This is a genomic window from Enterobacter sp. SA187 (assembly GCF_001888805.2).
GTDB lineage: Bacteria > Pseudomonadota > Gammaproteobacteria > Enterobacterales > Enterobacteriaceae > Enterobacter_D.
Window position 1 is genome coordinate 2,617,611 of sequence record NZ_CP019113.1, and the last position, 22,956, is coordinate 2,640,566.

The 22,956-nt window shown below is 57.8% G+C and carries 20 protein-coding genes; 8 read left to right on the forward strand and 12 right to left on the reverse strand.

What is annotated here, in order from left to right:
- Window positions 1–52: 52 nt before the first annotated feature.
- The 3 genes from BMF08_RS12535 to BMF08_RS12545 are packed head-to-tail and all read right to left on the reverse strand — an operon-like array spanning window position 53 to window position 3,020.
- Window positions 53–1,015: a lysylphosphatidylglycerol synthase domain-containing protein gene (locus BMF08_RS12535; protein ID WP_072567898.1), complete on the reverse strand. Its 963-nt coding sequence runs from the start codon at window positions 1,013–1,015 to the stop codon at window positions 53–55.
- Entirely contained in the window at window positions 1,015–2,262 is a 1,248-nt protein-coding gene (gene clsB, locus BMF08_RS12540) for a cardiolipin synthase ClsB (protein ID WP_072567899.1), read from the reverse strand. Before clsB ends, BMF08_RS12535 begins: the two co-directional genes overlap by 1 nt.
- Entirely contained in the window at window positions 2,259–3,020 is a 762-nt protein-coding gene (locus BMF08_RS12545) for an endonuclease/exonuclease/phosphatase family protein (RefSeq protein WP_072567900.1), read from the reverse strand. Before BMF08_RS12545 ends, clsB begins: the two co-directional genes overlap by 4 nt.
- A 133-nt stretch (window positions 3,021–3,153) precedes the next feature.
- Here BMF08_RS12545 and BMF08_RS12550 point away from each other — a divergent pair, with 133 nt between their 5' ends.
- Window positions 3,154–3,564, forward strand: a complete 411-nt coding sequence (locus tag BMF08_RS12550; RefSeq protein WP_072567901.1) for a YbhQ family protein — start codon at window positions 3,154–3,156, stop codon at window positions 3,562–3,564.
- Here BMF08_RS12550 and BMF08_RS12555 read toward each other — a convergent pair.
- From BMF08_RS12555 to cecR, 5 genes are all read right to left on the reverse strand, one after another.
- Window positions 3,526–4,632: an ABC transporter permease gene (locus BMF08_RS12555; RefSeq protein ID WP_072567902.1), complete on the reverse strand. Its 1,107-nt coding sequence runs from the start codon at window positions 4,630–4,632 to the stop codon at window positions 3,526–3,528. The two genes, BMF08_RS12550 and BMF08_RS12555, sit on opposite strands and share 39 nt — an antisense overlap.
- 65 nt (window positions 4,633–4,697) lie before the next feature.
- Window positions 4,698–5,831, reverse strand: a complete 1,134-nt coding sequence (locus BMF08_RS12560; RefSeq protein ID WP_072567903.1) for an ABC transporter permease — start codon at window positions 5,829–5,831, stop codon at window positions 4,698–4,700.
- Complete coding sequence (locus tag BMF08_RS12565; protein WP_072567904.1) at window positions 5,824–7,560, reverse strand: ATP-binding cassette domain-containing protein; 1,737 nt, start codon at window positions 7,558–7,560, stop codon at window positions 5,824–5,826. Before BMF08_RS12565 ends, BMF08_RS12560 begins: the two co-directional genes overlap by 8 nt.
- The gene (hlyD, locus tag BMF08_RS12570) at window positions 7,553–8,548 is read right to left on the reverse strand and encodes a secretion protein HlyD (protein ID WP_072567905.1); all 996 of its coding nucleotides are present in this window, start codon (window positions 8,546–8,548) and stop codon (window positions 7,553–7,555) included. The genes BMF08_RS12565 and hlyD overlap by 8 nt, the downstream gene beginning before the upstream one ends.
- Window positions 8,545–9,222 (reverse strand): transcriptional regulator CecR, encoded by a 678-nt coding sequence (gene cecR, locus BMF08_RS12575; protein WP_072567906.1) that lies wholly within the window; start codon window positions 9,220–9,222, stop codon window positions 8,545–8,547. The genes hlyD and cecR overlap by 4 nt, the downstream gene beginning before the upstream one ends.
- Before the next feature lie 229 nt (window positions 9,223–9,451).
- On the opposite strand from cecR, the gene rhlE reads away from it, so the two are divergent.
- The 6 genes from rhlE to ybiB all read left to right on the forward strand — a co-directional run bounded on the left by rhlE (window position 9,452) and on the right by ybiB (window position 17,960).
- Window positions 9,452–10,789 (forward strand): ATP-dependent RNA helicase RhlE, encoded by a 1,338-nt coding sequence (gene rhlE, locus BMF08_RS12580; protein ID WP_072567907.1) that lies wholly within the window; start codon window positions 9,452–9,454, stop codon window positions 10,787–10,789.
- A gap of 94 nt (window positions 10,790–10,883) precedes the next feature.
- Entirely contained in the window at window positions 10,884–11,618 is a 735-nt protein-coding gene (locus BMF08_RS12585; protein ID WP_234007180.1) for a GntR family transcriptional regulator, read from the forward strand.
- A 127-nt stretch (window positions 11,619–11,745) separates the two neighbouring features.
- Window positions 11,746–13,350, forward strand: a complete 1,605-nt coding sequence (locus tag BMF08_RS12590) for a PTS transporter subunit EIIC (RefSeq protein WP_072567908.1) — start codon at window positions 11,746–11,748, stop codon at window positions 13,348–13,350.
- 8 nt (window positions 13,351–13,358) lie between these two features.
- The gene (locus tag BMF08_RS12595; RefSeq protein ID WP_234007181.1) at window positions 13,359–14,687 is read left to right on the forward strand and encodes a 6-phospho-alpha-glucosidase; all 1,329 of its coding nucleotides are present in this window, start codon (window positions 13,359–13,361) and stop codon (window positions 14,685–14,687) included.
- A gap of 127 nt (window positions 14,688–14,814) precedes the next feature.
- Window positions 14,815–16,971: an ATP-dependent DNA helicase DinG gene (gene dinG, locus BMF08_RS12600; protein ID WP_072567909.1), complete on the forward strand. Its 2,157-nt coding sequence runs from the start codon at window positions 14,815–14,817 to the stop codon at window positions 16,969–16,971.
- 23 nt (window positions 16,972–16,994) lie between these two features.
- Window positions 16,995–17,960 carry a DNA-binding protein YbiB gene (ybiB, locus tag BMF08_RS12605; RefSeq protein WP_072567910.1) on the forward strand — a complete coding sequence of 322 codons (966 nt, stop codon included), beginning with the start codon at window positions 16,995–16,997 and terminating at the stop codon, window positions 17,958–17,960.
- Between the two features lie 133 nt (window positions 17,961–18,093).
- On the opposite strand, the gene ybiJ is transcribed toward ybiB, so the two are convergent.
- The 3 genes from ybiJ to BMF08_RS12620 form a co-directional block, all read right to left on the reverse strand.
- Window positions 18,094–18,354 (reverse strand): DUF1471 family protein YbiJ, encoded by a 261-nt coding sequence (gene ybiJ, locus BMF08_RS12610; RefSeq protein ID WP_072567911.1) that lies wholly within the window; start codon window positions 18,352–18,354, stop codon window positions 18,094–18,096.
- A 285-nt stretch (window positions 18,355–18,639) separates the two neighbouring features.
- Complete coding sequence (locus tag BMF08_RS12615; protein ID WP_072567912.1) at window positions 18,640–18,906, reverse strand: DksA/TraR family C4-type zinc finger protein; 267 nt, start codon at window positions 18,904–18,906, stop codon at window positions 18,640–18,642.
- A 67-nt stretch (window positions 18,907–18,973) separates the two neighbouring features.
- Window positions 18,974–19,588 (reverse strand): flavin reductase family protein, encoded by a 615-nt coding sequence (locus tag BMF08_RS12620; protein WP_072567913.1) that lies wholly within the window; start codon window positions 19,586–19,588, stop codon window positions 18,974–18,976.
- Window positions 19,589–19,688: 100 nt separating this feature from the next.
- Here BMF08_RS12620 and rlmF point away from each other — a divergent pair, with 100 nt between their 5' ends.
- Entirely contained in the window at window positions 19,689–20,621 is a 933-nt protein-coding gene (gene rlmF, locus BMF08_RS12625; protein WP_072567914.1) for a 23S rRNA (adenine(1618)-N(6))-methyltransferase RlmF, read from the forward strand.
- On the opposite strand, the gene ybiO is transcribed toward rlmF, so the two are convergent.
- Complete coding sequence (gene ybiO, locus BMF08_RS12630) at window positions 20,611–22,845, reverse strand: mechanosensitive channel protein (RefSeq protein WP_072567915.1); 2,235 nt, start codon at window positions 22,843–22,845, stop codon at window positions 20,611–20,613. The two genes, rlmF and ybiO, sit on opposite strands and share 11 nt — an antisense overlap.
- Between the last annotated feature and the right edge of the window lie 111 nt (window positions 22,846–22,956).

Genomic DNA, 22,956 nt, shown 5'->3' on the forward strand with positions numbered 1-22,956 from the left:
TCTACAGAACGCGTAGGCCCGGATCGCTGCGCGCCACCGGGCGATACTAATCTTACTTCGCCATCGCCTTCTCGTTCTTCGCCCGTAGCTTCTTCGCCCGGCTTTCCAGCAGCAGGTAACACACCAGCGCCAGCAGCAGCGGGATAAAGTAATACAGCATACGGTAAGCGAGCAGGGCGGCGATAATTGCCCCTTTAGACGTATGTTCCCCCGCCAGCAGCGCAATAAACACCGCTTCCAGCACGCCGATACCCGCCGGGATATGAATGATCACCCCTGCGATACTGCTCACCAGCAGGACGCCCAGCACGAAGAAATAGTTCACTTCCTGGCCCAGCAGCAGCCAGATAATAGCCCCCATCGCCATCCAGTTGGCGCTGGAGATCGCCATCTGCGCCAGCGCAAACTTCCACGACGGCAGCACCAGCTTCTGGCCTTTGATGGTGGCATGGCGACGTTTGGCAAAGGCGCAGAACCACATATAGGCGGCGATAAACGCCAGCAGCACCACGCCCGCAATACGCAGCGTACCTTCGTCGATATACCAGTGGGCGGGCAGTTCCACCACGCCAAAGGTGAAGATAATGCCGCCAAGCAGAATATAGCCCAGCCAGTTCGTGGTGATACTCAGGGAGAAAATACGCGTGATGGTGCTGCCCGGCAGCCCCAGGCGGGAATAGAGCCGGTAGCGCATGCCGATACCGCCAACCCAGGTGCTTAACGTCAGGTTAAAGGCATAGCAGACAAAGGACACCAGCATCACCTGCCGCGCCGCCAGCTTATGCCCGCAGTAGGTGCGCGCCAGCAGATCGTAACAGCCGTAGAGCAGATAGCTCACCACCACCAGACCCAGCGCAATCAGCAGCGTCGTGCGGTTATAGTTGCGGATCACCTCCCAGACATCTTCCCAGTTCACCGTGCGCGCATACACCACCAGCAGAACTGCCATGGCGATAAAAAACACCCATGTCAGGATTTTTTTGGCAAGACGCCACTTCGGATGCGATTTTGCCATCAGGGTTTTACCTCAGAGTTTTCGGGAGTGACACGATCCTGGGTTTCGATTTCAGGCTGTACCGGCGCGGGCACCTGCGCCAGCCGCGGCGTATGGGCTGGCAACCATCCCACCAGCGCCGGGAATTTACGCAGGAAGTGGAACACCACCACGTTGATGGCCAGGTTCCACCAGGTGCGCTTCGGCGCCATGGTTTCATCCACGCGCTTACAGTCATTAGCGATAATCGCGTTGAGATTCTCGCGTAGCGTCTGGTTAAACTCGCGGTCATGAATGATCAGGTTGGCTTCCAGATTGAGCGACAGGCTGAGCGGATCGAGGTTGCTGGAGCCGACGGTCGCCCAGTGATCGTCCATCAGCGCCACTTTGCCGTGCAGCGGGCGACGCCGGTATTCATACACCTGCACACCGCCTTTCAGCAGATAGTTGTACAGCAGTTCCGCGCCCACTTTCACAATCGGCATGTCGGGTTCGCCCTGTACAATCAACTTCACCCGCACGCCGCGCCGCGCCGCATTGCGCATGGCATGCAGCAGACGATAGCCGGGGAAGAAATAGGCGTTGGCGATGATCACCTCGCGTTTGGCATTGGCGAGCATTTTCAGGTAGTGACGCTCAATGTCGTCCCGGTGATCGTCGTTGTCGCGCCAGACGAACAGCGCCTGCGCCTCGCCTGGGGTGCGGTTTTCCTCCGCCAGATGACGACGACGCTGCTGCCACCAGCGGCGGGTTTGCGCGTTCTGCGGCAGGTTTTCCAGTTCAAATTGCAGAATATCCTGCACCACCGGGCCTTCCACCCGTACTGCGTAATCCTGTTTGGCTTCTGGTCCGTAATCGGACATATGTTCGGCAGAGTAGTTAATGCCGCCGACAAAGGCGATGGTATTGTCGATCACCACGATCTTGCGGTGCATTCGGCGGAACACGTTGGTGCGCATGCCCATCAGCGGAGGGCGCGGATCGTAATAGCGGAACACCACGCCCGCAGACGTCAGTTGACTGACAAATTCGTCGCTCAAATCCGGTGAGCCGTAGCCGTCCAGGAGTACTTCCACATCCACGCCGCGCTGCGCCGCGCGCAGGATCACCGCGTGCAGCTGTTTGCCGACCTCATCCTCAAACCAGATAAAGGTTTCGAGGATCACTTTGCGCTGTGCATGATCGATTGCATCAAACACCGCGGGATAATATTCGTCACCGTTTTCCAGAAGCTGGATACGGTTCCCTTCTCGCCAGCCACATTTCATAAATGGATCTCCGCGCTCAGCGGCGCATGATCGGACAAATGACGCCAGTTGCGCAGCGGAAGCGCCGTGGGCGCGCTGGCACTGGCATTTTTCACATAAATACGATCAAGACGTAGCACCGGGAAACTAACCGGAAAAGTACGCGCCGGACGGCCATGCGCCCGCGTAAAAATCTCTTCCAGTCCGGCCTTCGTTTGCAGGGGACGATTTGCCTTTTGCAGCCAGTCGTTAAAATCACCCGCCACCAGCACCGGCTCACCTTCCGGGAAGGCATTTACCCACTCAGCCAGCATATCCAGCTGCGCCTGCCGATGCGCCTCGCGCAGGCCCAGATGGACGCAAATCACGTGGATTGGCCGGTCATATTGCGGCGGCACAATGCGGCAGTAGAGCAGACCGCGATTTTCGCTGCCCTCCACCGACACATCACGGTTTTCATAGTGTTCTATCGGGTAGCGCGACAGCACGGCATTGCCGTGGTGCCCTTCAGGGTAGACCGCATTGCGGCCATAGGCAAAGTCGCTCCACATGGTATCGGCGAGGAATTCATAATGCGTGGTATCCGGCCAGTTCTCGACGTGCAGCGGGTGCACTTCATGCGCGCCCATGACCTCCTGGAGGCAGACGATATCCGCGCTGACGGTGCGCACCGCATCGCGCAACTCAGGCAAAATGAAGCGTTTATTAAATGCTGTGAAGCCCTTGTGCGTATTAATGGTGAGCACTTTCAAAGAAAACTGTCGGGTTTGTTGCGTCATTTTTATCCTTCCCGCGTCACTATCCTGATGAAAATAAAGTGTAGTCCTTGTCACAAAAAGATGCGGCCTTACGGATTTTTCCGTAAAGTCCGGTACTCTCAATACAGTTAGATATCCGTTAAGGAGATAAGCCATGAGATGGCAACAGCGTATTCGTGTCGCAACAGGCTTAAGTTGCTGGCAGATTGTGTTGCATTTAATGGTCGTCGCAGTGCTGATAATGGGCTGGATGAGCAAGGCGCTGGTGCATGTCGGCCTGGGGCTGTGCGTGGTCTATGGCGTCACCGTGCTGCTGATGCTGGCGCTGCAACGTCACCATGAGGCGAAATGGCGCGAACTGGGGGATTTCCTCGAAGAGCTGACCACCACCTGGTATTTTGGCGCGGCGATGATCGTGCTGTGGCTGCTCTCCCGCGTGCTGCAAAATAACCTGCTGCTGGCGCTGGCGGGCGTGGTGATCCTCGCCGGTCCGGCAATCATTTCGCTGCTGATGAAAGATAAAACCTCAGGCCACTTTACGACGAAACATCGCGTACGCCGCTGAACCTGTCGTGGCCGTTATCACCAGTAACGGCCATAAACTTCCCCATACGATCCCCAGACTCGCATCCTTGAGATAAATTTGCTTGGTAATGTCGGTGAAATGGCGGATCGGATTCACCCACGTCAGATTCTGCAACCAGACAGGCATGTTTTCCACCGGCGACACATAGCCGGAGAGCAAAATCGCCGGCATCATAAACACGAATACGCCGATAAACGCCTGCTGCTGGGTGGCGCAGAGCGACGAAATCAACAGCCCGAAGCCCACCAGCGACAGTCCGTAAATCACCATGGTGAAATAAAACAGCAGCAGCGATCCGGCAAAGGGGATCTGATAGGCAAAAATACCGATGGCCAGCACGATGGTGGCCTGGAAGGTGGCGACGATTAACGCCGGTACCGCCTTGCCGACGAAGATCTGCCAGGTCGCCAGCGGCGACACCAGCAGCTGATCCAGGGTGCCCTGTTCCCGCTCGCGCGCCACCGACAGCGAGGTGACAATCATCACGCCAATGGTGGTGATCATCGCAATCAGCGACGGCACGACAAACCATTTATAGTCCAGATTCGGGTTATACCAGTTGCGCACCACCAGTTCGCTGTTATTCGGTTTTGGCCGATCCCCCAGCAACTCCTGCTGATAGTCTTTGACGATTTGCTGTAAATAGTTGGCGGCGATCTGTGCGCTGTTGGAGTTGCGCCCGTCGAGGATCAGCTGCATCGGCGCAGGCTGGAAGCTATCCAGATTGCGCGAGAAATCCGCCGGGAAGCGGACCAGCAGCAGGGCTTTTTGCTGGTCGATGGTCGGCTTGATCTCCTGCGGACTGTTGAGCATGAGGACGTGCGTAAAGGCTTTCGCCCGCGCAAAACGCTGGGTCAGCTCGATGGCATGTTTGCCGTTGTCTTCGTTATAGATGGCTATGGTGGCGTTGGTCACTTCCAGGGTGGCGGCAAAGGGAAACAGCAGCACCTGGATGAGCACCGGCAGCACGAGAATGGCGCGGGTTTGCGGCTCACGCAGCAGCGATTGCAGCTCTTTGCGGATTAACGTCCAGAGTCGGTGAAACATGTTTGCTCCTTAAAACGATCCTGACGACCTTGTTGGCCCGGTAAGCGCAGCGCCACCGGGCATAATCAATCCAGCCGCCGTTTGGTTTTCATCCACGTCAGGCCGATAAACATCACCGCCGAGGCCACCAGAAACAGCGTATTGATCACCAGCACCGTCGGGATGTTTCCCGCCAGAAACAGGCTTTGCAGGGTACTGGCGAAATAACGCGCCGGAATAATGTAGGTCACCATGCGGATGGCGGCGGGCATACTGTCGATCTGAAAGATAAAGCCGGACAGCATTACCGAAGGCAGAAACGCGGCGTTCAGCGCCACCTGCGCGGCATTAAACTGGTTGCGGGTAATGGTCGAAATCAACAGCCCCATGCCGAGCGTGCTCAGTAAAAACAGACTGGTGATCAAAAACAGTATCAACAGCGAGCCGCGGTAGGGCACGCCCAGCACGAACACCGACACCAGCATGCACAGCAGCATCGCCAGCATGCCGAGAAAATAGTAGGGGATCAGCTTGCACAATAGCAGCTCGCCGCGCGTCACCTCGGTGGAGAGCAGCGCCTCCATAGTGCCGCGCTCCCACTCCCGCGCCACCACCAGCGAGGTAAGAATTGCGCCGATCACCGTCATAATGATGGTCACCGCGCCGGGAATAATAAAATGTTGGCTGATGGCCGCCGGGTTAAACCAGTAGCGCATCTGCACGTCGATCAGCGGTTCAAAGGTTTCCCCACGATCGCTGGCGCGCTGGGTCTGCCACAGCTGCCAGATGCCCTGCACATAGCCCTGCACAAAGTTGGCGGTATTCGGCTCGCTGCCGTCGGTGATCACCTGCACCGGCGCATCATCGCCGGGGCGCGCCATTTTTTCGGCGAAATCCACCGGGATCACCACCAGACCGCGAATGCGTCCCGCCTGCATCATTTCAATCAGCTGTGGACGGCTGTTGCTGATGGTGGCGTCAATATAGGGGGAGCCGGTCATTGCATGGGTGAAATCCAGCGCCTCCTCGCTGCGCTGCTCAAGCAAAACGCCGACGCGCAGCTTGCTGGAATCAAGGTTAATGCCGTAGCCGAAGATAAACAGCAACAGCAGCGGAATGACAAAGGCGATCAGCCAGCTGCTGGGGTCGCGCACGATCTGCCGCGTCTCTTTCACGCACAGCGCGCGCACCCGCCGCCAGCTTATAGCGGAACTACTCATTGGCATGCTCCTCGTCCCAGTCGTTGATCAGGCGGATAAAGGCCTGCTCCATGGTCGGATCCGGCTGCGCATCGTCGGCGGCCTGCGCTTTAAGATCGTCCGGCGTACCGCTGGCGATCAGCTTGCCGCGATACACCAGGCCAATACGATCGCAGTACTCCGCTTCGTCCATAAAGTGCGTGGTCACCATCACGGTGACGCCTTTTTCCACCATGCTGTTAATGTGCAGCCAGAATTCACGGCGGGTGAGGGGATCGACGCCGGAGGTCGGCTCATCCAGAAACAGAATATCCGGCTCGTGCATCAGCGAGCAGGCCAGCGCCAGCCGCTGCTTAAAGCCGAGCGGCAGAGAGTCCGTCGCCTGTCCGGCCAGCGTTTTCAGGCCGAACGCCTCGCTCATACGGTTGATTTTCTCCTCCTGCGCCCGCCCACGCAGGCCATAGACGCCGGAGAAAAAGCGCAGGTTCTGTTCAACGCTCAGGTTGCCGTACAGCGAGAATTTTTGCGCCATATAGCCGAGATGCTGCCGCGCTTTGCCGGAGCTGACTTTCAGATCCATCCCTAACACCAGCGCTTTACCGGACGTCGGCACCAGCAGGCCGCACATCATTTTAAAGGTGGTGGATTTCCCCGCGCCGTTCGGCCCGAGCAGGCCGAAGATCTCCCCGCGTTTGACGCTGAAATCCACGTGATCGGTGGCGGCGAAATCGCCGAATTTTTTGGTCAGGGACTGCGCTTCGATCACCGTTTCGTCCACGCTGCCAGTAACGGTGTGCAGAATAGCGCCGAGCGGGGATTCTGACGCCCCCGCGCCGCCGAGCAGATCGATAAAGGCATCCTCAAAGCGCGGCGCGGTTTCAGCGATCTCAATGTCCGGCATACCGGGCGCCTGGCGAATATCGTCGGCGGTGGCCTCTTTTTTGAGGATCAGGCGTACCGATTTGCCCTGGATCATGCCGTCGCTCACCTGCGGCAGCTTCAGCGCGCGCTGCAACAGACGACGGTTATTTTCCTGCGGGCTGTGCAGCAGAAAACTGCGTCCGGCGATGGTTTGCGTCAGCGCTTTTGGCTCGCCCTGATACAGCAGCTCGCCTTCGTTCATCAGCAGCACATCGCGGCACTGTTCCGCCTCGTCCAGATAGGAGGTGCTCCACAAAATCAGCATGCCGTCCCCGGCCAGCTCATGCACCATCTGCCACAGCTCCCGGCGGGAGATGGGATCGACGCCGACCCCCGGCTCGTCCAGCAGCAGCACTTTCGGCTCGCCCACCAGCGTGCAGGCCAGCCCCAGCTTCTGCTTCATACCGCCGGAAAGTTTTCCCGCCAGCCGCCCGGTGAAGGGGCCAAGGGCCGTAAATTCCAGCAGCCGGGCAAAAGTTTGTTTTCGCGCTTCGCCGGTGACGCTGCGCAGATCGGCATACAGATTGAGGTTTTCCATCACCGTTAAATCTTCGTACAGGCCGAATTTTTGCGGCATATAGCCCAGCACCGCATGCAGAGCGCGGTCGTCCTGGACAGGATCGAAGCCCAGCACCCGCGCTTCCCCCTCATCAGGCTTCATCAGCCCGGCCAGCATCCGCATCAGCGTGGTTTTGCCCGCGCCGTCCGGCCCGACCAGGCCGGTGACGTAGCCGGAGGCGATCCCGCAGTCCAGCCGCGCCACGGCGGGCTTGTCCATCCCGGCAAAGCGTTTAACCAGGCCGCTTAACTGGATGCCGTCATTACTCATGCGCCGCGGCATCCTGGAAGGTGGCGGTGATCGGCATCCCCTGGCGCAGGTTATCGTCGGCATCGGTGACGATAATGCGCAGGCGATACACCAGGTCGGTGCGCAGATCCGGCGTCTCGACAGTTTTCGGCGTGAACTCCGCCGTTGGCGAAACAAAGCCGATTTTGCCGTGATAGGGCTTATCCGGGCGGCTATCGGTATAGAGCAGGATTTCGCGGCCTGGGCGCGCCTCGCCGAGGCTCTGTTCATTGATATAGGCGCGCACCCACACCGGGCGGGTGAGGGACAGGGTTAACACCGTGCTACCCGCATTCAGCATACTGCCCGGCTCCACGGCGCGGGTCAACACCGTACCGTCGGACGGCGCGACCAGCGTGGTGTCATGCAGATCCAGCTCCGCCTGGGCCAGCTGCGCCTGTGCCTGTTCAAGGCCCGCTTTTGCCTGGGCGATTTCCTGCGGCCGGTTCCCGGCGCGGAACTGGCTGAGCTTATCCTGCGCCGATTTCAGGCTGGCCTGCGCCTGATCCCGTGACGAACGGGCATTTTCCAGATCGTTGGCGGAGATCACCCGGCTTTTCCACAGCCCCTGCTGGCGCTGATAAAAGTTTTGCGCATAGTCATAGGCCGCGCGCGCCTGATTGACCGCCGCCACCGCCTGGGCGATCTCCTCATCACGGTAGCCCGCAATGGTCAGATCGTATTTCGCCTGCGCGGTGGAGACATTGGCCTTCGCCTGCAACAGCGCGTTCTCATAAGGGGCGCGATCCAGCACGCCCAGCGTCTGGCCCGCTTTCAGCCGGTCCCCTTCATCGACGTTCAGCGTCTGTAAACGGCCGCCGACGCGAAAGCTGAGATTCACCGTGCGAATATCCACGTTGCCGTACAGCGTCAGCGGCTGATCCTGACGGCTCTGATACCACAGCGTGCCCGCGCCGATAACAGCGAGCACCGCCACCATCGCCAGCGCGATAATCACCGGTTTTTTCATGACTCCTGACTCCTTAACGTTAATCCTTCGAGGATAAGATCGAGATGGCAGCAGATGACTTCATAGATTTGCGCGCATTTTCCGGCATCAAACGCCTGCCAGCCTGCGCGCAGTAAAATGGTTTCCCGTCCGAGACGGAAGGCGAGGATCTCGCCGAGCAGGGCGTGAGTGTGCAGAATCGTGCGCGTATCCCCGGCGTCGCGCCCGGTAAAGGCGGCGATCAGGCGCGTTAAATGGCTATGTAAGGGATCGATCACCTGCTCATGGATCAGGTGATAGGCGCGGGTAGGGGAGAGCTGCTCGCGGGAGATAAATTTGCTCAGCGGCAGGGTTTCATCTTCGGTCAGCAGCTGGATCATATTGTTGCAGGCGCGCAGGATCAGCTCGCGGATGGCGGCTTTGTCCGGTGCGGGCTGCGCCAGCAGACGCTCGGCGGCCTCGGCATGGGCACGGAAATTCTCGCCGATAAAGTCGGCAATCGACTGGGCGCAGGCGAGGTAAAGATCCTCTTTCGAACCAAAATAGTAGGGGATGGCGGCAATGTTTTGCCCGGCCTGCGCGGCGATCTCGCGGGTGGTGGCATTCAGGCCATACTCACCGAACTGCGCCAGCGCTGCTTTGATCAGCAGGCCTTTTGCCTGTTCGCCTTTGCTGGTTTTCAGGGATGCATTCATGGCGTCATTAAAAATTAATCAATCGATTGATTAACATTATGCCTGTTTTTTGACCTTGTCCAGTACAGTGAATTATTTTGCTGACAACCGCCTTCGGGATAATTTATGCGGTATGTCACAAAAGCTGCTACACTCCGCCTCTTCATGACATTGTGGTTTTTGTCATCCGTCACGTTACTGATCTCCCTGAAAACTACACCGGTAACGGTCGGGGCGGTTCGGAGTTGTTATGTCTTTTGATGAACTGGGTTTAAACCCTGAGATCCTGCGCGCCGTTGCCGAGCAGGGCTACCGCGAACCTACTCCTATTCAGCAGCAGGCCATTCCGGCCGTGTTGCAGGGGCGCGACCTGATGGCCAGCGCTCAAACCGGTACCGGCAAAACCGCAGGCTTCACGCTGCCGTTACTGCAGCACCTGGTGAACAACGAGCCGCACAGCAAAGCCCGCCGTCCGGTGCGCGCGCTGATCCTGACGCCAACCCGTGAGCTGGCGGCCCAGGTGGGCGAAAACGTCCGTGAATACAGCAAATACCTGAATATCCGCTCGCTGGTGGTTTTCGGCGGCGTGAGCATTAACCCGCAGATGCTAAAACTGCGCGGCGGCGTGGACGTACTGGTGGCGACACCGGGACGTTTACTGGATCTGGAACACCAGAACGCCGTGAAGCTCGACAGCGTGGAGATCCTCGTGCTGGACGAAGCAGATCGCATGCTCGACATGGGTTTCATTCACGACATCCGTCGTGTGCTGGCGAAGCTGCCGAAAAAGCGTCAGAACCTGCTGTTCTCCGCCACCTTCTCGGATGAGATCAAGGGACTTGCGGAAAAGCTGCTGCATAACCCGCTGGAAATCGAAGTGGCGCGTCGTAACACCGCCTCTGAGCAGATCACCCAGCACGTTCACTTTGTGGATAAAAAACGCAAACGGGAACTGCTGTCACAGCTGATCGGCCAGGGCGACTGGCGGCAGGTGCTGGTGTTTACCCGTACCAAGCACGGCGCGAACCATCTGGCGGAGCAGCTTAACAAAGACGGCATCCGCAGCGCGGCGATCCACGGCAATAAAAGTCAGGGCGCACGTACCCGGGCGCTGGCTGATTTCAAATCCGGCGATCTGCGCGTACTGGTGGCGACGGATATCGCCGCCCGTGGACTGGACATCGAAGAGCTGCCGCACGTGGTGAACTATGAACTGCCTAACGTGCCGGAAGACTATGTGCACCGTATTGGCCGTACAGGCCGTGCTGCCGCCACCGGCGAGGCTTTATCGCTGGTGTGCGTCGATGAGCACAAACTGCTGCGCGATATTGAACGTCTGCTGAAAAAAGAGATCCCGCGTATCGCCGTACCGGGCTATGAGCCGGATCCGTCCATCAAGGCGGAACCTATTCAGAACGGTCGCCAGCAGCGTGGCGGCGGCGGTGGACGCGGGCAGGGCGGCAATGGCCGCAGCCAGCAGCCACGCCGTAACGACAGCGCAGCGCCTGGGGCACGCCGTAGCAGCGAGTCAAAACCAGCCGGTGAAAAACCGCGTCGTCCGCGTCCGCGCAAACCGGCGGCCCAGTAACCGGAACGCCCTCTCCTGCGGGAGAGGGAAAATCCGCGTTGTCACTTTGTCAGCGGATCGCTAACATACGCTTCACTCTGTGCGGAGCGCTCTGATGATCGATAAACATTCTGCCGTCCCGGTATATTTACAGCTTGAACAGTATCTGACCCGCCGTATCTGCGCCGGTGATTTACGTCCGGGCGACGTCATTCCATCGGAAAATGAACTCTGCCAGCAGTTTTCGGTGTCGCGCATGACCGCGCGCAAAGCCGTGGATTATCTGGTGCGTCAGGGAAAAGTGGAGCGCCGTCGCGGTCAGGGCACCTTTGTCGCCCATCCAAAAAAAATCCTCCGCATTCCGTTACCTCTCGATCGTCATCTCTCCTCCAGCGAAGCCACCCTCGGTCTTGATGATCCGGTGATAAACCGCCTGATCTGCCTGTCCCGCCAGCCTGCGCCCGGTGATATTGCCGACAAACTGCAATTGCAGGCCGGGGAAGAGGTCTGGTTTATGAAACGCCTGCGCCTGCTGGATGACATCCCCTTCGTGTTTGAGCAGTCGTGGATGTTACTCGCCCCGTTTTCCGATCTGAGCGAAGCCGATCTCAACGCTTCGAAATACGCTTACATCAGCCGCAAGGGACATACCGTCGCCCGCTCAGAGAAAGAGATCCGCGCCGAGCTGCCGTCCCAGGACGTGCGGGATATGCTCGGTATTAATCGTGACGAACCCGTACTACATGCCACTTCCGTCGCCTGGCTTGCGGAAGGCATTCCCTTCGAAGTTTCTGAAATCTATTACAACCAACAGCATTACCGCTTCACGCTTACCGCTGAACGGCCGTAAATAACGGCGAATTTGTGATCCATCTCTGGTTATAAAATAAGTGGGCTAGACAACTATACATGTTAACTGGCTATACTCATGGCAGGTCTTCGATCCGTAAATCACTTACTTCAATAAGGATCACGCTATGAGTCGCGCTGGCGAGTTTTTACAAGATTTAGGAAAGGCATTAATGATGCCGATTTCGGTGATTGCCGCCGCCGGGATATTTCTTGGCCTTGCAGCGGCATTGCAGAATCCGGCGATTGTCAGTGCTGACATGATGAATGCGCAGATGATGCAGCACATCATCGGTTTTATTCGTAAGGTGGCCGGATCGCTGTTTGCCAATTTACCGTTGCTCTTTGCCATTGCCGCCGCCATTGGGCTGGCGCGGGATGAAAAACCCACGGCGGCGCTGGCAGCGGTGATCGGCTTTATTACCTTTCACGTCGGCGTCAATTTCAGCCTGCTGGTGCAGGGCTTAACGCCCACCACCACCTCCGTGGCCGCCTTTGTTGAAAAAGGTTATAGCCAGACCGAAGCGGTGATGTATTCCGCGGAATTCGCCAGCACGCTGGGGATATTTTCCTATCAGATGAGCGTACTCGGCGGGGTGATTGCCGGTATGGTCACGGTATTACTGCATAACCGTTTTTATATGATTAAACTCCCGGCGGCCATCGCCTATTTTGGTGGCCGCCGCTTTGTCCCTATTATTACCGTGGTGGTCCTGCCGCTGGTCGGCGTCTTAATGTCGTTAATCTGGCCGGTTATTGCCACGGCGATTATTCATATCGGCGAATTTATTGGCGAGTCCGGGCCGTTCGGCACCTTTGTTTATGCCTTTACCGAACGCATTCTGATCCCGACCGGCCTGCACCATATTCTTAATGAAACCGTGCGTTTCACCCCGGTCGGCGGCATGGTGCATGTCGATAACGAAAGCGTGATCGGCGCGCTCTCTATCTTCAACTATGCGCTGGCGCATCCTGGCGCGCTGGCAGATGACATTACCCGCGAAGCCACGCGTTTCCTGGCGCAGGGCAAAATCCCGGTGATGATGTTCGGTTTACCCGCTGCCGCGCTGGCTATTTATCGCTGTGCCCGACCTGAGCATAAACAGCGGGTTAAAGCGCTGATGATGGCGGGCGCGCTGGCCTCCTTTACCACCGGTATCACCGAGCCGCTGGAATTCAGCTTCATCTTTGTCTCACCCATCCTGTTCATATTCCACGCCATCATGTCCGGGCTCTCTTTTGCCGGCGCGCAGTTGCTGGAGGTGATGATCGGCAATATTCAGGGCGGCTTTATCGACTTTATGGTGTTCGGCGTACTGGGCGGCACGAAAACCCACTGGTGGTTCAGTCTGCTACAGGGCGCTATCTGGGCGCCGGCGTACTACTTCGTTTTCAAATGGGTCATTTTGCGCACCAATGCTAGAACGCCGGGTCGTGAAGATGAAGAGAGCGTGCGCAGCGTACTGGCAGGGGCAGGGGAGCCGTCCGGTGAAACCGCACTGATCGTGAAAGGTCTGGGCGGCAGCGAGAATATTCAGCACGTTGACTGCTGCTTTACCCGTCTGCGCGTGAAACTGCGCGATATGGCGAAAGTGGACGAAGCCGCGCTGAAACAGAGCGGAGCCAGTGGGTTTATTCGTACGACGGAGAACGATCTTCAGGTTATTTACGGACCGCAGGTGGAAAGCATCGCCAGCGCCGTAAAACAAAATTTAATTCAACAGACGCAATAAGAGAACTGATGATGAAAAACACTTTTAATATCGTATTAGTTGGCGGTGGTTCCACCTGGACGCCGGGTTTATTAAAAGCATTATGCAAACTCAAGGCGCGTCTGCCGCTGAAGAAACTGGTGATGTTTGACGTTAATGAAGAGCGCCAGGCGGTCATTGGCGAGTATGCGAAAGTGCTGTTCCGGGAAGAATACCCGGAACTGGAATTTACCTACACCACGGATAAAGACGTGGCCTTCACCGATATGGATTTCATCTTCTGCCAGATGCGCACCGGCGGCTACGCGATGCGCGAAAAAGATGAAAAAATTCCGCTGAGCCTCGGCGTGATCGGTCAGGAAACATGTGGCGCAGGCGGCTTCGCCTACGGTATGCGCTCGATCCGCGACATGATCCAGCTGGTGGAAGATGTGCGCGCCCGCTCACCGAAGGCGTGGATCCTCAACTATACCAACCCGGCGGCCATTGTCGCCGACGCGCTGAACCAGCGTTTCCCGGACGACGATCGCATCATGAATATCTGCGACCAGCCGGTGAACCTGCTGCGCTCTTACGGTCGCCTGCTGGGACGCAATCCGGAAAACTTCGAGCCGGTCTATTTTGGTCTTAACCACTTCGGCTGGTTCACCCACCTGTACGATGAAAACGGTGTCGATCTGGTGCCGGAACTGAAAGCCATTATTTCCGACAACGGCTTTAAACCGGCGGATGCCGAGCAGCGCGATCAGTCCTGGCTGGACACCTACGCCGCCGTCGCCGATATGCTGCGCGATTTCCCGGACTATCTGCCGAATACCTATTTGCAGTACTACCTCTATCCGGAATACAAATTCTCCAAACTGGATCCGAATTTTACCCGCGCCAACGAAGTGATGAACGGTCGCGAAAAACGCGTGTTTGAGGAGTGCCGCACGGCGGTGGCGGAAGGCACCACCCAAAACGTTAAAGTCGTGCATAACGACGCGCATGGCGACATGATTGTTGAGCTGGCGGAAGCCATCGCCTTCAATCTGAAGAAGAAATTCATCGTCATGCTGGAAAACAACGGTCTGGTGGAGAACCTTGACGACGACGTGATGGTGGAAGTGGTGGCGGAAATCGGCGTTAACGGCGCGCGTCCGTATGGCGTCGGCAAAATCCCCACCTTCTACAAAGGGCTTATCGAGCAGCAGTTTGCCTATGAGCGACTGACGGTGGAGGCCTGGTTTGAAGGCTCTTACACCAAAGCGTTGCAGGCGCTGACCCTCAACCGCACCATTGTGGATGCGAAAAAAGCCCGCAAAGTGCTGGATGCGCTGATCGAGGCCAACAAAGAGTACTGGCCTGAACTGCGCTAAGCGGAGCGGGAGAAGGTAACTTCTCCCGTTTTTACGAGCCGCCTTCCAGAGGCGGCAAAAAAAGGTACTGCCTGAACGCTAAAAATGCCACAATAGTGGCTGTTTATACAGTGTTTCAGGTTTCCCGATGGGCTTATCCGCCGCGCTAAAAACGCAGATTGCCGCCTGGTACAAGGCGCTACAACAACAGATCCCGGATTTTATTCCCCGCGCACCGCAACGGCAGATGATTGCCGATGTGGCGAAAACCCTCGCCGGTGAAGAGGGGCGGCATCTGGCGATCGAAGCGCCCACCGGCGTCGGTAAAACCCTCTCCTATTTGATCCCCGGCATCGCTATCGCCCGCGAGGAGCAAAAAACGCTGGTGGTCAGCACCGCTAACGTGGCGTTGCAGGACCAGATCTTCAGTAAAGACCTGCCGTTGCTGAAGAAAATCATCCCCGATCTGCGCTTTACTGCCGCCTTCGGGCGCGGGCGCTATGTCTGTCCGCGTAATCTTGCGGCCCTTGCCAGCAGCGACGCCATGCAACAGGATCTGCTGGCCTTTATGGACGACGAGCTGACGCCGGGCAGCAAAGAAGAGCAGCAGCGCTGTGCAAAGCTTAAAGCCGATCTCGACAGCTACAAATGGGACGGCCTGCGCGATCACACCGATCAGAACATTGAAGACGCGCTCTGGGCGCGGCTCTCAACCGATAAAGCCAGCTGTCTGAACCGTAACTGCCACTACTACAAGGAATGCCCGTTCTTCGTCGCGCGCCGGGAAGTGCAGGAAGCGGAAGTTGTGGTGGCAAACCACGCGCTGGTGATGGCGGCGATGGAATCTGAAGCCGTGCTGCCGGAGCCGAAAAACCTGCTGCTGGTACTGGATGAAGGCCATCATCTGCCGGATGTGGCGCGGGATGCGCTGGAGATGAGCGCGGAGATCAGCGCGCCCTGGTACCGCCTGCAGCTGGATCTGTTCACCAAACTGGTGTCCACCTGCATGGAGCAGTTCCGCCCGAAAACCACGCCGCCGCTGGCGACGCCGGAGCGGCTGAATGCCCACTGCGAGGAGCTGTATGAACTGATCGCCTCGCTGAACAATATTCTGAATCTGTACATGCCCGCAGGCCAGGCGGCTGAGCATCGTTTTGCGATGGGCGAGCTGCCGGATGAAATCATGGAGATCTGCCAGCGGCTGGCAAAGCTCACCGACATGCTGCGCGGGCTGGCAGATCTCTTCTTAAGCGATCTGAGCGAGAAGACCGGCCAGCACGACATCGTGCGTCTGCACCGGGTGATCCTGCAAATGAACCGCGCCCTCGGCATGTTTGAAGGCCAGAGCAAGCTGTGGCGGCTGGCGTCTATGGCGCAGGCGTCCGGCGCGCCGGTATCGAAATGGGCGACGCGCGAGCTGCGCGACGGCCAGCTGCATCTGTTCTTCCACTGTGTCGGCATTCGCGTCAGCGATCAGCTGGAAAAGCTGCTGTGGCGCAGCGTGCCGCACATTATCGTCACCTCCGCCACGCTGCGCTCGCTGAACAGCTTCACCCGGCTTCAGGAGATGAGCGGCCTGAAAGAGAAAGCGGGGGACCGTTTTGTGGCGCTGGATTCGCCCTTTAATCATGTCGAGCAGGGAAAAATCGTTATCCCGCAGATGAAGTACGAACCGCTGATGGAGCATGAAGAGCGGCACATCGCGGAGATGGCGACCTATTTTCGGGAACAGCTGGAGAGCAAAGTCCATAAAGGCATGCTGGTGCTGTTTGCCAGCGGACGCGCCATGCAGCTGTTTCTGACTTTTGTCACCGACCTGCGGCTGTTGCTGCTGGTGCAGGGGGATCAGCCACGTTACCGGCTGGTGGAGCTGCACCGTAAACGCATCGACGGCGGCGAGCGCAGCGTGCTGGTCGGCCTGCAATCCTTTGCCGAAGGGCTGGATCTGAAAGGCGATTACCTGACGCAGGTGCATATCCATAAAATCGCCTTCCCGCCTATCGACAGCCCGGTGGTGATCACCGAAGGCGAATGGCTGAAAAGCCTCAACCGCTACCCTTTTGAAGTACAGAGTCTGCCGAGCGCTTCCTTTAACCTGATCCAGCAGGTGGGGCGACTGATCAGAAGCCATAGCTGTCACGGCGAAGTGGTGATCTACGATAAACGTCTGCTCACCAAAAGCTATGGCAAGCGTCTGCTTAACGCGCTACCGGTATTTCCTATTTCACAACCGGCCGTCCCGGACGTTATAGTGAAAAGTAAACCAAAAGCAGAAGCAAAACAGAGCCGTCGCCGACGACGCTAATCCGGGCACAGGAAGGAGATTTCATGGACTATCGCAAGATCATCAAAGAGGTCGGGCGCGGCAAAAATCACGCCCGCGATCTGGATTTTGATACCGCACGCGCGCTGTACACGCACATGCTGAACGGCGAGGTGCCGGAGCTGGAAATGGGCGGCATTCTGATCGCGCTGCGCATCAAAGGCGAGGGCGAAGCGGAAATGCTCGGCTTCTATGACGCCATGCAGCAGCAGACCATGCGCCTGACGCCGCCAGTGGCAAAGCCGATGCCGATTGTTATTCCGAGCTATAACGGCGCGCGTAAACAGGCCAACCTGACGCCATTGCTGGCGATCCTGCTGCATAAGCTCGGTTTTCCGGTGGTGGTGCACGGCGTCAGCGAAGATCCCACCCGTGTGGTGACGGAAACGATTTTCGCGCTGCTCGGTATTGAGGCCACGCATCTGGCAGGTCAGGCGCAGGCGAAGCTGGACGGTCATCAGCCAGTTTATATTCCCGTCAGCGCCCTCTGTCCGCCGCTGGAAAACCAGCTGGCGATGCGCTGGCGAATGGGGGTGCGTAACAGCGCCCACACGCTGGCGAAGCTGGCGACGCCGTTCCCCGAAGACGCCGCCCTGCGCCTCTCCAGCGTTTCCCATCCGGAGTATGTGCCACGCGTGGCGAAATTCTTCAGTGATATTGGTGGACGCGGCCTGCTGATGCACGGCACTGAAGGTGAAGTGTATGCCAACCCGCAGCGCTGTCCGCAGATGACATTAATAGACAGCCAGGGCGCGCGCGTCATCCTTGAGCGCCAGTCTGAAGAGCAAACCGGCGTCTCGCTGCCAGACGCCAAAGATCCACACACCACCGCGCGCTGGATCGAGCGCTGCATTGTAGGCAGCGAAGCGGTGCCGCAATCACTGAAAATGCAAATGGCCTGCTGCCTGTATGCCGCAGGTCAGGCCGATTCCATTGAGGCGGGGCTGACGCAGGTCAACGCCCGTTTTTAAGGCAAAAAAAAGCCCGTCCAGGGCCGGACGGGCAACAAGGGTAATAACACTCTGGTATTGCAAAATACAACATATGATGAGGGTAAAACGCACCGGCGGGCGGGTAGCCCGCAGGTGTAAAGCATTCAGTCGATTATTTATAGATAACCGCGGTGCCGCTCATTTTGTTACTGGTGTTAGCGGAAGTAATGCTGTAACCGGTCGCGCCAGCTTCAGCCGCTTTCTGTGCCAGCTGTGCTTCCAGACCGTCCAGCGTGGTCGCGCCGTCGGCTGCCACGACGCCGATTTTGCTCATATTCTGCGCCTGTTCAGCAGTCACTGCCTGGGCGGCAAACGCGCCGAATGACAGGGTGGAAAGGGCGATGGCGGCAACAGCATATTTAATGGTTTTCATTGGTAATCTCTCGCAGATAATTCTGTTAAGGGGACGATGTTCCGTCGATGTGATAAGTATCACAGTATTTTGCGAAAGATAAAATCGAAGAGAATTGACGACCTTGTTCTAAAAAATTGAACGATCGTTAATTAATTGATTAGCAATATATTTTTCAGATGAATGGGTATAAAGCCGGGCAGGACGACGCGACAGCGGCGTTAGCGGCACGATTTGCTACTTTCTGAGCGATTTTTTATGGTCTCCCCCGCAACCGCTTGCGCTGTCATATTACGTCAGGAAAGGTCAACGTAACTGGCTGTCCTTGGAACCTCTGCGATTATATCCTGAGTTAGCCTGATTTTTTAAATCTTTCTTCTGCTGGCAATTTACGCACAGACGCACGCCGGGGATCGCCTTACGACGCGCGTCCGGAATAGGTTCGCCGCACTCTTCGCACTCCTTCAGGCTTTCGCCCTTCGGCAGATCGCGCCGTGCACGTGCCACGGCGTCTTCAACAGTGCTGTCGATTTGATCCTGCACTGCGCCATCATTTGCCCAACCGGATGCCATCGCCTTCTCCTTCTCTCTGTACATACCTTAAGTTTAGACCATGTACAGACAAGCCAGGACGACAGGCTTAGCGGGCGTCGGGGCGAACCAGGTCGAAGCGCTGGGATTCGTCGATGGTGTAGTAAGCCGACGGGCCGCCCGCACGCAGTACCGGACGGGCTTTAGCCGTCTGATAAATCCCGTTTTCCAGCAGGGATTCATCAATATGAATACCAACCACTTCGCCCAGCACCAGCCAGCTGTCAATCGGCGTACCGTCGGCGGCGGTCAGTTGAATACACTGGGACAGGCGGCATTCGAAATTGACCGGGCTTTCGGCGACGCGCGGCACGCTCACTACCTGGCTTGCCACCGGCGTCAGACCGGCACGCACAAATTCGTCCTCGTCGTGGGGCAGGGACGCGGAGCTTTCATTCATCCGCACCGCCAGATCATAAGTTGTCAGGTTCCAGACGAACTCTTTAGTTTCAGTGATGTTTCGTACGCTGTCTTTCCAGCCGGTGCTGGAGAAGCCAATGATCGGCGGGCGATAGTTAAAGCAGTTAAAAAAACTGTAGGGCGCGAGATTACGCTGCCCCTGGCTATTCTGCGACGCGATCCAGCCGATGGGACGCGGGCCGATAATGGCATTCAGTGGATCGTGCGGCAGGCCGTGCCCCAGTGCTGGCTGATAAAAATACATAGTTCACCCGTTTTTACGATTAAATCAGAATAGCGAGCGTCACTTATTTACCGCGCCGCCGTCAACGGGTATCTTACGCCGCTGTTGAAAGGAGAATGCCATGACTGCCCAGAAGCCGGGATTACACCCGCGAAACCGCCATCACAGCCGCTACGATCTTGATGCCCTTTGTCAGGACTGCCCGGAGCTGCGTGGCTATATTATTGCCACGCCAACGGGTGAGGCGACGGTGAACTTTGCCGATCCCCTCGCCGTGAAAGCCCTGAATAAAGCGCTGCTGGCGCATTTCTATGGCGTCGCCCACTGGGATATTCCGCAAGGGTTTCTCTGTCCGCCGGTGCCGGGCCGCGCGGATTATATTCATCATCTGGCGGATCTGCTGGCGGAAAGCGCCGACGGCGCTGTGCCGCGTCAGGCGAGCGTGCTGGACGTGGGCGTGGGCGCGAACTGCATCTATCCGCTGATCGGCTATCACGAATACGGCTGGCGCTTTACCGGCACGGAAGTCAACAACGAGGCCTTTGCCAGCGCCCAGGCGATTATTAACGGCAATCCGGGGCTGACCCGCGCTGTGCGTCTGCGTCGCCAGAAAGATCCTGCGTCTATCCTCAACGGGATCATCCACAAAAACGAACAGTATGACGCTACGCTCTGTAACCCGCCCTTCCACGACTCGGCCGCCGCCGCCCGCGCCGGCAACGAGCGCAAGCGCCGTAACCTTGGTCAGAGCAGCGAGGCGCTGAACTTTGGCGGTCAGCAGCAGGAGCTGTGGTGCGAAGGCGGGGAAGTGGCCTTTATCACGCAGATGATCGCCGAAAGCCAGGCCTTTGGTCGTCAGGTGCTGTGGTTCAGCTCGCTGGTGTCACGCGGGGAAAACCTGCCGCCGCTGTACCGCGCGCTGACCGAAGCCGGGGCGGTGAAAGTGGTGAAAAAAGAGATGGCCCAGGGGCAAAAGCAGAGTCGCTTTATCGCCTGGACCTTTATGGATGACGCCCAGCGTCGCCGCTGGGCAAATACCCGCTTTAAAGCGTAGGGGCAGCGGGCGGCGGCAGTTCCTGCGGCGCGGCAGATGGCGGCGTGGCAGGCTGCGCCAGCACCTGATAAGTCTGCACCGGCGGGCGTACCCCTGCCAGATCGAAGTATTTCTTCACCATGCTGTCGAGCGCAAAGCGCACCGTCCACTGCTTGAGCGGCTGCGTGGTGAAGGTCACGCGCAGGGTAAAGGCGGTGTTGGTCAGGCCGACGATGCCGACAAAAGTCGGTTCGCCGATGATCAGCCCGCGAATATCCTCCCGCGCCATCAGTTCCCCCACCGCATCCTTGAGCGCCTGATTCGCGTTATCCGCATCTTCATGGCGATCGACATCGTAGTTAGCCACAATCGAGCCAATGCCGCGCACAAAGTTGGCGAAGGTGGTGATAGATGACCAGGGGATGATGTGGTACGCGCCGGTATCCTGGCGCACCCCCACCGAACGGATCGACATGCGCTCCACCGTGCCGGTTAGTGGCCCGATGGTCACCAGATCGCCGGTGTTCATCCCGTTTTCAAACTGAATAAACACCCCGGTAATAATATCTTTCACCAGCGTCTGCGAACCAAAAGAGATCGCCAGACCCAGCGCCCCGGCACCCGCCAGCAGCGGCGCGATGTTCACGCCAATCTCCGACAGCACAATCATCACCGTGATGGTGCTGATCACCACCGCCAGCGCATTACGGAACAGCGTCAGCAGGGTACGGGTACGGGCGCTCGGCAGCGGGCGGCCGTGAATATCGGAAGACAGGCGGTTTTCGATAAGACTGGCCAGCACCGTCCAGCCGACGGCGGAGAAGAACAGGATCAGCGCGATGCGGATCAGAATATCCACGGTTTTCTCGCCTGCGCCGTTATGCAGCCAGTTCCAGAAATCAAACAGACCCCAGGCATTGAGCAGCAGCATGATCGCCACGCAGACCACCAGAATACGCGCCACTTTCAGCGAGGCGGAGATCCAGCCATTAACGCGCTTTTGCAGCTCCGGATAGTTACGTTGCACATGGGGCGACAGGGTGATGGTCTTGGTGAGCCAGCGCGACAAAATTCCCGAAGCAAAGGCGGCGACGCTGATGATAGCCAGACTGTGCAGCGACGCGCTCATCATAAACTTCAGGCTGTTGCCGGGATCGAACAGCGAGAAGAAGAACAGCACCACGAAGTAAGCGCTGGCCAGCCAGTGCCACACCAGCGCAAAGGCGCGGATAAAGAGGCTGAAAAACGACAGCGAGCGCTCCGCCAGATGGATGAGATTTTGCTGGACGGTGATCCTGTTATGAAAGATCAAATACAGCGCCCAGCTGGTGATGCAGAGCATGATAATGACGTTCGCCACCGCGCCCACCTGCACATTCACCTGATTGGAAATGATGGGCACCGCCACCAGCAGGCCATAGCCGATCAGGCTGCTTAAGGCGCTCAGGCGCAGATGCCAGTATTTTGCCGCCTCATCCTTTACCGGGAACGGGCGCAGATCGGGAAAGCGCGGGCAGAAAATCAGCCGCAGTATGGCTTTGAAAAACTCAATCAGCGCGAAAGCGTTCAGGAACAGCCCCTGCTGGAAGGCGATAGTGCGGTTGCCGCCGTTGAGGTTATCGCTCAACAGCTGGCCGACAAACAGCGTCAGGGCCAGCAGCATGATGTCGATAATAAACGCGCCTATGATCATCGCCGGTAGCTGCAACCAGTTGGCGTGCTCGCGGTTTTTACGCCGCGCCCAGGTGCCCATTTTGCGGTACAGCGGCGAGACGCTAAAACGCACCACCCAGAAGAAGACGAACACGCTCACCGCCAGCATCAGAAAATGCGAGGCGGCGTTGTAAAAGGTCTGGGGATTAAACGCTTTATGCGGCGAACCGGTAATGTTGCGGTACAACTGCGCGAAACGGGAGGCCAGTTCATCGCCGTAATGGCGGGTGACGGCGGTGACGTTCTCCAGCACGGTAGTTTCTTCGACCACTACCGGCGGCGTGATAGTCGGCGCTTGCCCTGTGGCTGGCGCGGCGGCCGCATTACGTAACTGACCGATCAACTCCTCCCGCGAGGCGCTGTTTTCCAGCACATCCGCCAGCGCGCCATAGGCGGCTTTTTTTTGCTCGGCATCTGGCTCAGCGGGGGTGGTTTCGGCCGGGGTGGCAGTAGCGCCTGACGTGACGCCAGGAATTGTCGCCGCGTGCAGCGGCATGAAGAACAGGCTAAGCAGCAACAAGATCCACTTCACGGACTCCTCCTGAGAAAAGCACAACAAAAGGATAAGTATAGAGGATTGCAGGGCGGCGACGGGAAATGGGAGAAATCCAGGCGGGGTGGAAAACAGCCCTCTCCGGAAGAG

What these genes read in the sequence shown, in the direction of transcription:
- BMF08_RS12535 (WP_072567898.1), bottom strand. Translation starts at nt 1,015, where the DNA reads ATGGCAAAATCGCATCCGAAGTGGCGTCTTGCCAAAAAAATCCTGACA.
- clsB (WP_072567899.1), bottom strand. Translation starts at nt 2,262, where the DNA reads ATGAAATGTGGCTGGCGAGAAGGGAACCGTATCCAGCTTCTGGAAAAC.
- BMF08_RS12545 (WP_072567900.1), bottom strand. Translation starts at nt 3,020, where the DNA reads ATGACGCAACAAACCCGACAGTTTTCTTTGAAAGTGCTCACCATTAAT.
- BMF08_RS12550 (WP_072567901.1), top strand. Translation starts at nt 3,154, where the DNA reads ATGAGATGGCAACAGCGTATTCGTGTCGCAACAGGCTTAAGTTGCTGG.
- BMF08_RS12555 (WP_072567902.1), bottom strand. Translation starts at nt 4,632, where the DNA reads ATGTTTCACCGACTCTGGACGTTAATCCGCAAAGAGCTGCAATCGCTG.
- BMF08_RS12560 (WP_072567903.1), bottom strand. Translation starts at nt 5,831, where the DNA reads ATGAGTAGTTCCGCTATAAGCTGGCGGCGGGTGCGCGCGCTGTGCGTG.
- BMF08_RS12565 (WP_072567904.1), bottom strand. Translation starts at nt 7,560, where the DNA reads ATGAGTAATGACGGCATCCAGTTAAGCGGCCTGGTTAAACGCTTTGCC.
- hlyD (WP_072567905.1), bottom strand. Translation starts at nt 8,548, where the DNA reads ATGAAAAAACCGGTGATTATCGCGCTGGCGATGGTGGCGGTGCTCGCT.
- cecR (WP_072567906.1), bottom strand. Translation starts at nt 9,222, where the DNA reads ATGAATGCATCCCTGAAAACCAGCAAAGGCGAACAGGCAAAAGGCCTG.
- rhlE (WP_072567907.1), top strand. Translation starts at nt 9,452, where the DNA reads ATGTCTTTTGATGAACTGGGTTTAAACCCTGAGATCCTGCGCGCCGTT.
- BMF08_RS12585 (WP_234007180.1), top strand. Translation starts at nt 10,884, where the DNA reads ATGATCGATAAACATTCTGCCGTCCCGGTATATTTACAGCTTGAACAG.
- BMF08_RS12590 (WP_072567908.1), top strand. Translation starts at nt 11,746, where the DNA reads ATGAGTCGCGCTGGCGAGTTTTTACAAGATTTAGGAAAGGCATTAATG.
- BMF08_RS12595 (WP_234007181.1), top strand. Translation starts at nt 13,359, where the DNA reads ATGATGAAAAACACTTTTAATATCGTATTAGTTGGCGGTGGTTCCACC.
- dinG (WP_072567909.1), top strand. Translation starts at nt 14,815, where the DNA reads ATGGGCTTATCCGCCGCGCTAAAAACGCAGATTGCCGCCTGGTACAAG.
- ybiB (WP_072567910.1), top strand. Translation starts at nt 16,995, where the DNA reads ATGGACTATCGCAAGATCATCAAAGAGGTCGGGCGCGGCAAAAATCAC.
- ybiJ (WP_072567911.1), bottom strand. Translation starts at nt 18,354, where the DNA reads ATGAAAACCATTAAATATGCTGTTGCCGCCATCGCCCTTTCCACCCTG.
- BMF08_RS12615 (WP_072567912.1), bottom strand. Translation starts at nt 18,906, where the DNA reads ATGGCATCCGGTTGGGCAAATGATGGCGCAGTGCAGGATCAAATCGAC.
- BMF08_RS12620 (WP_072567913.1), bottom strand. Translation starts at nt 19,588, where the DNA reads ATGTATTTTTATCAGCCAGCACTGGGGCACGGCCTGCCGCACGATCCA.
- rlmF (WP_072567914.1), top strand. Translation starts at nt 19,689, where the DNA reads ATGACTGCCCAGAAGCCGGGATTACACCCGCGAAACCGCCATCACAGC.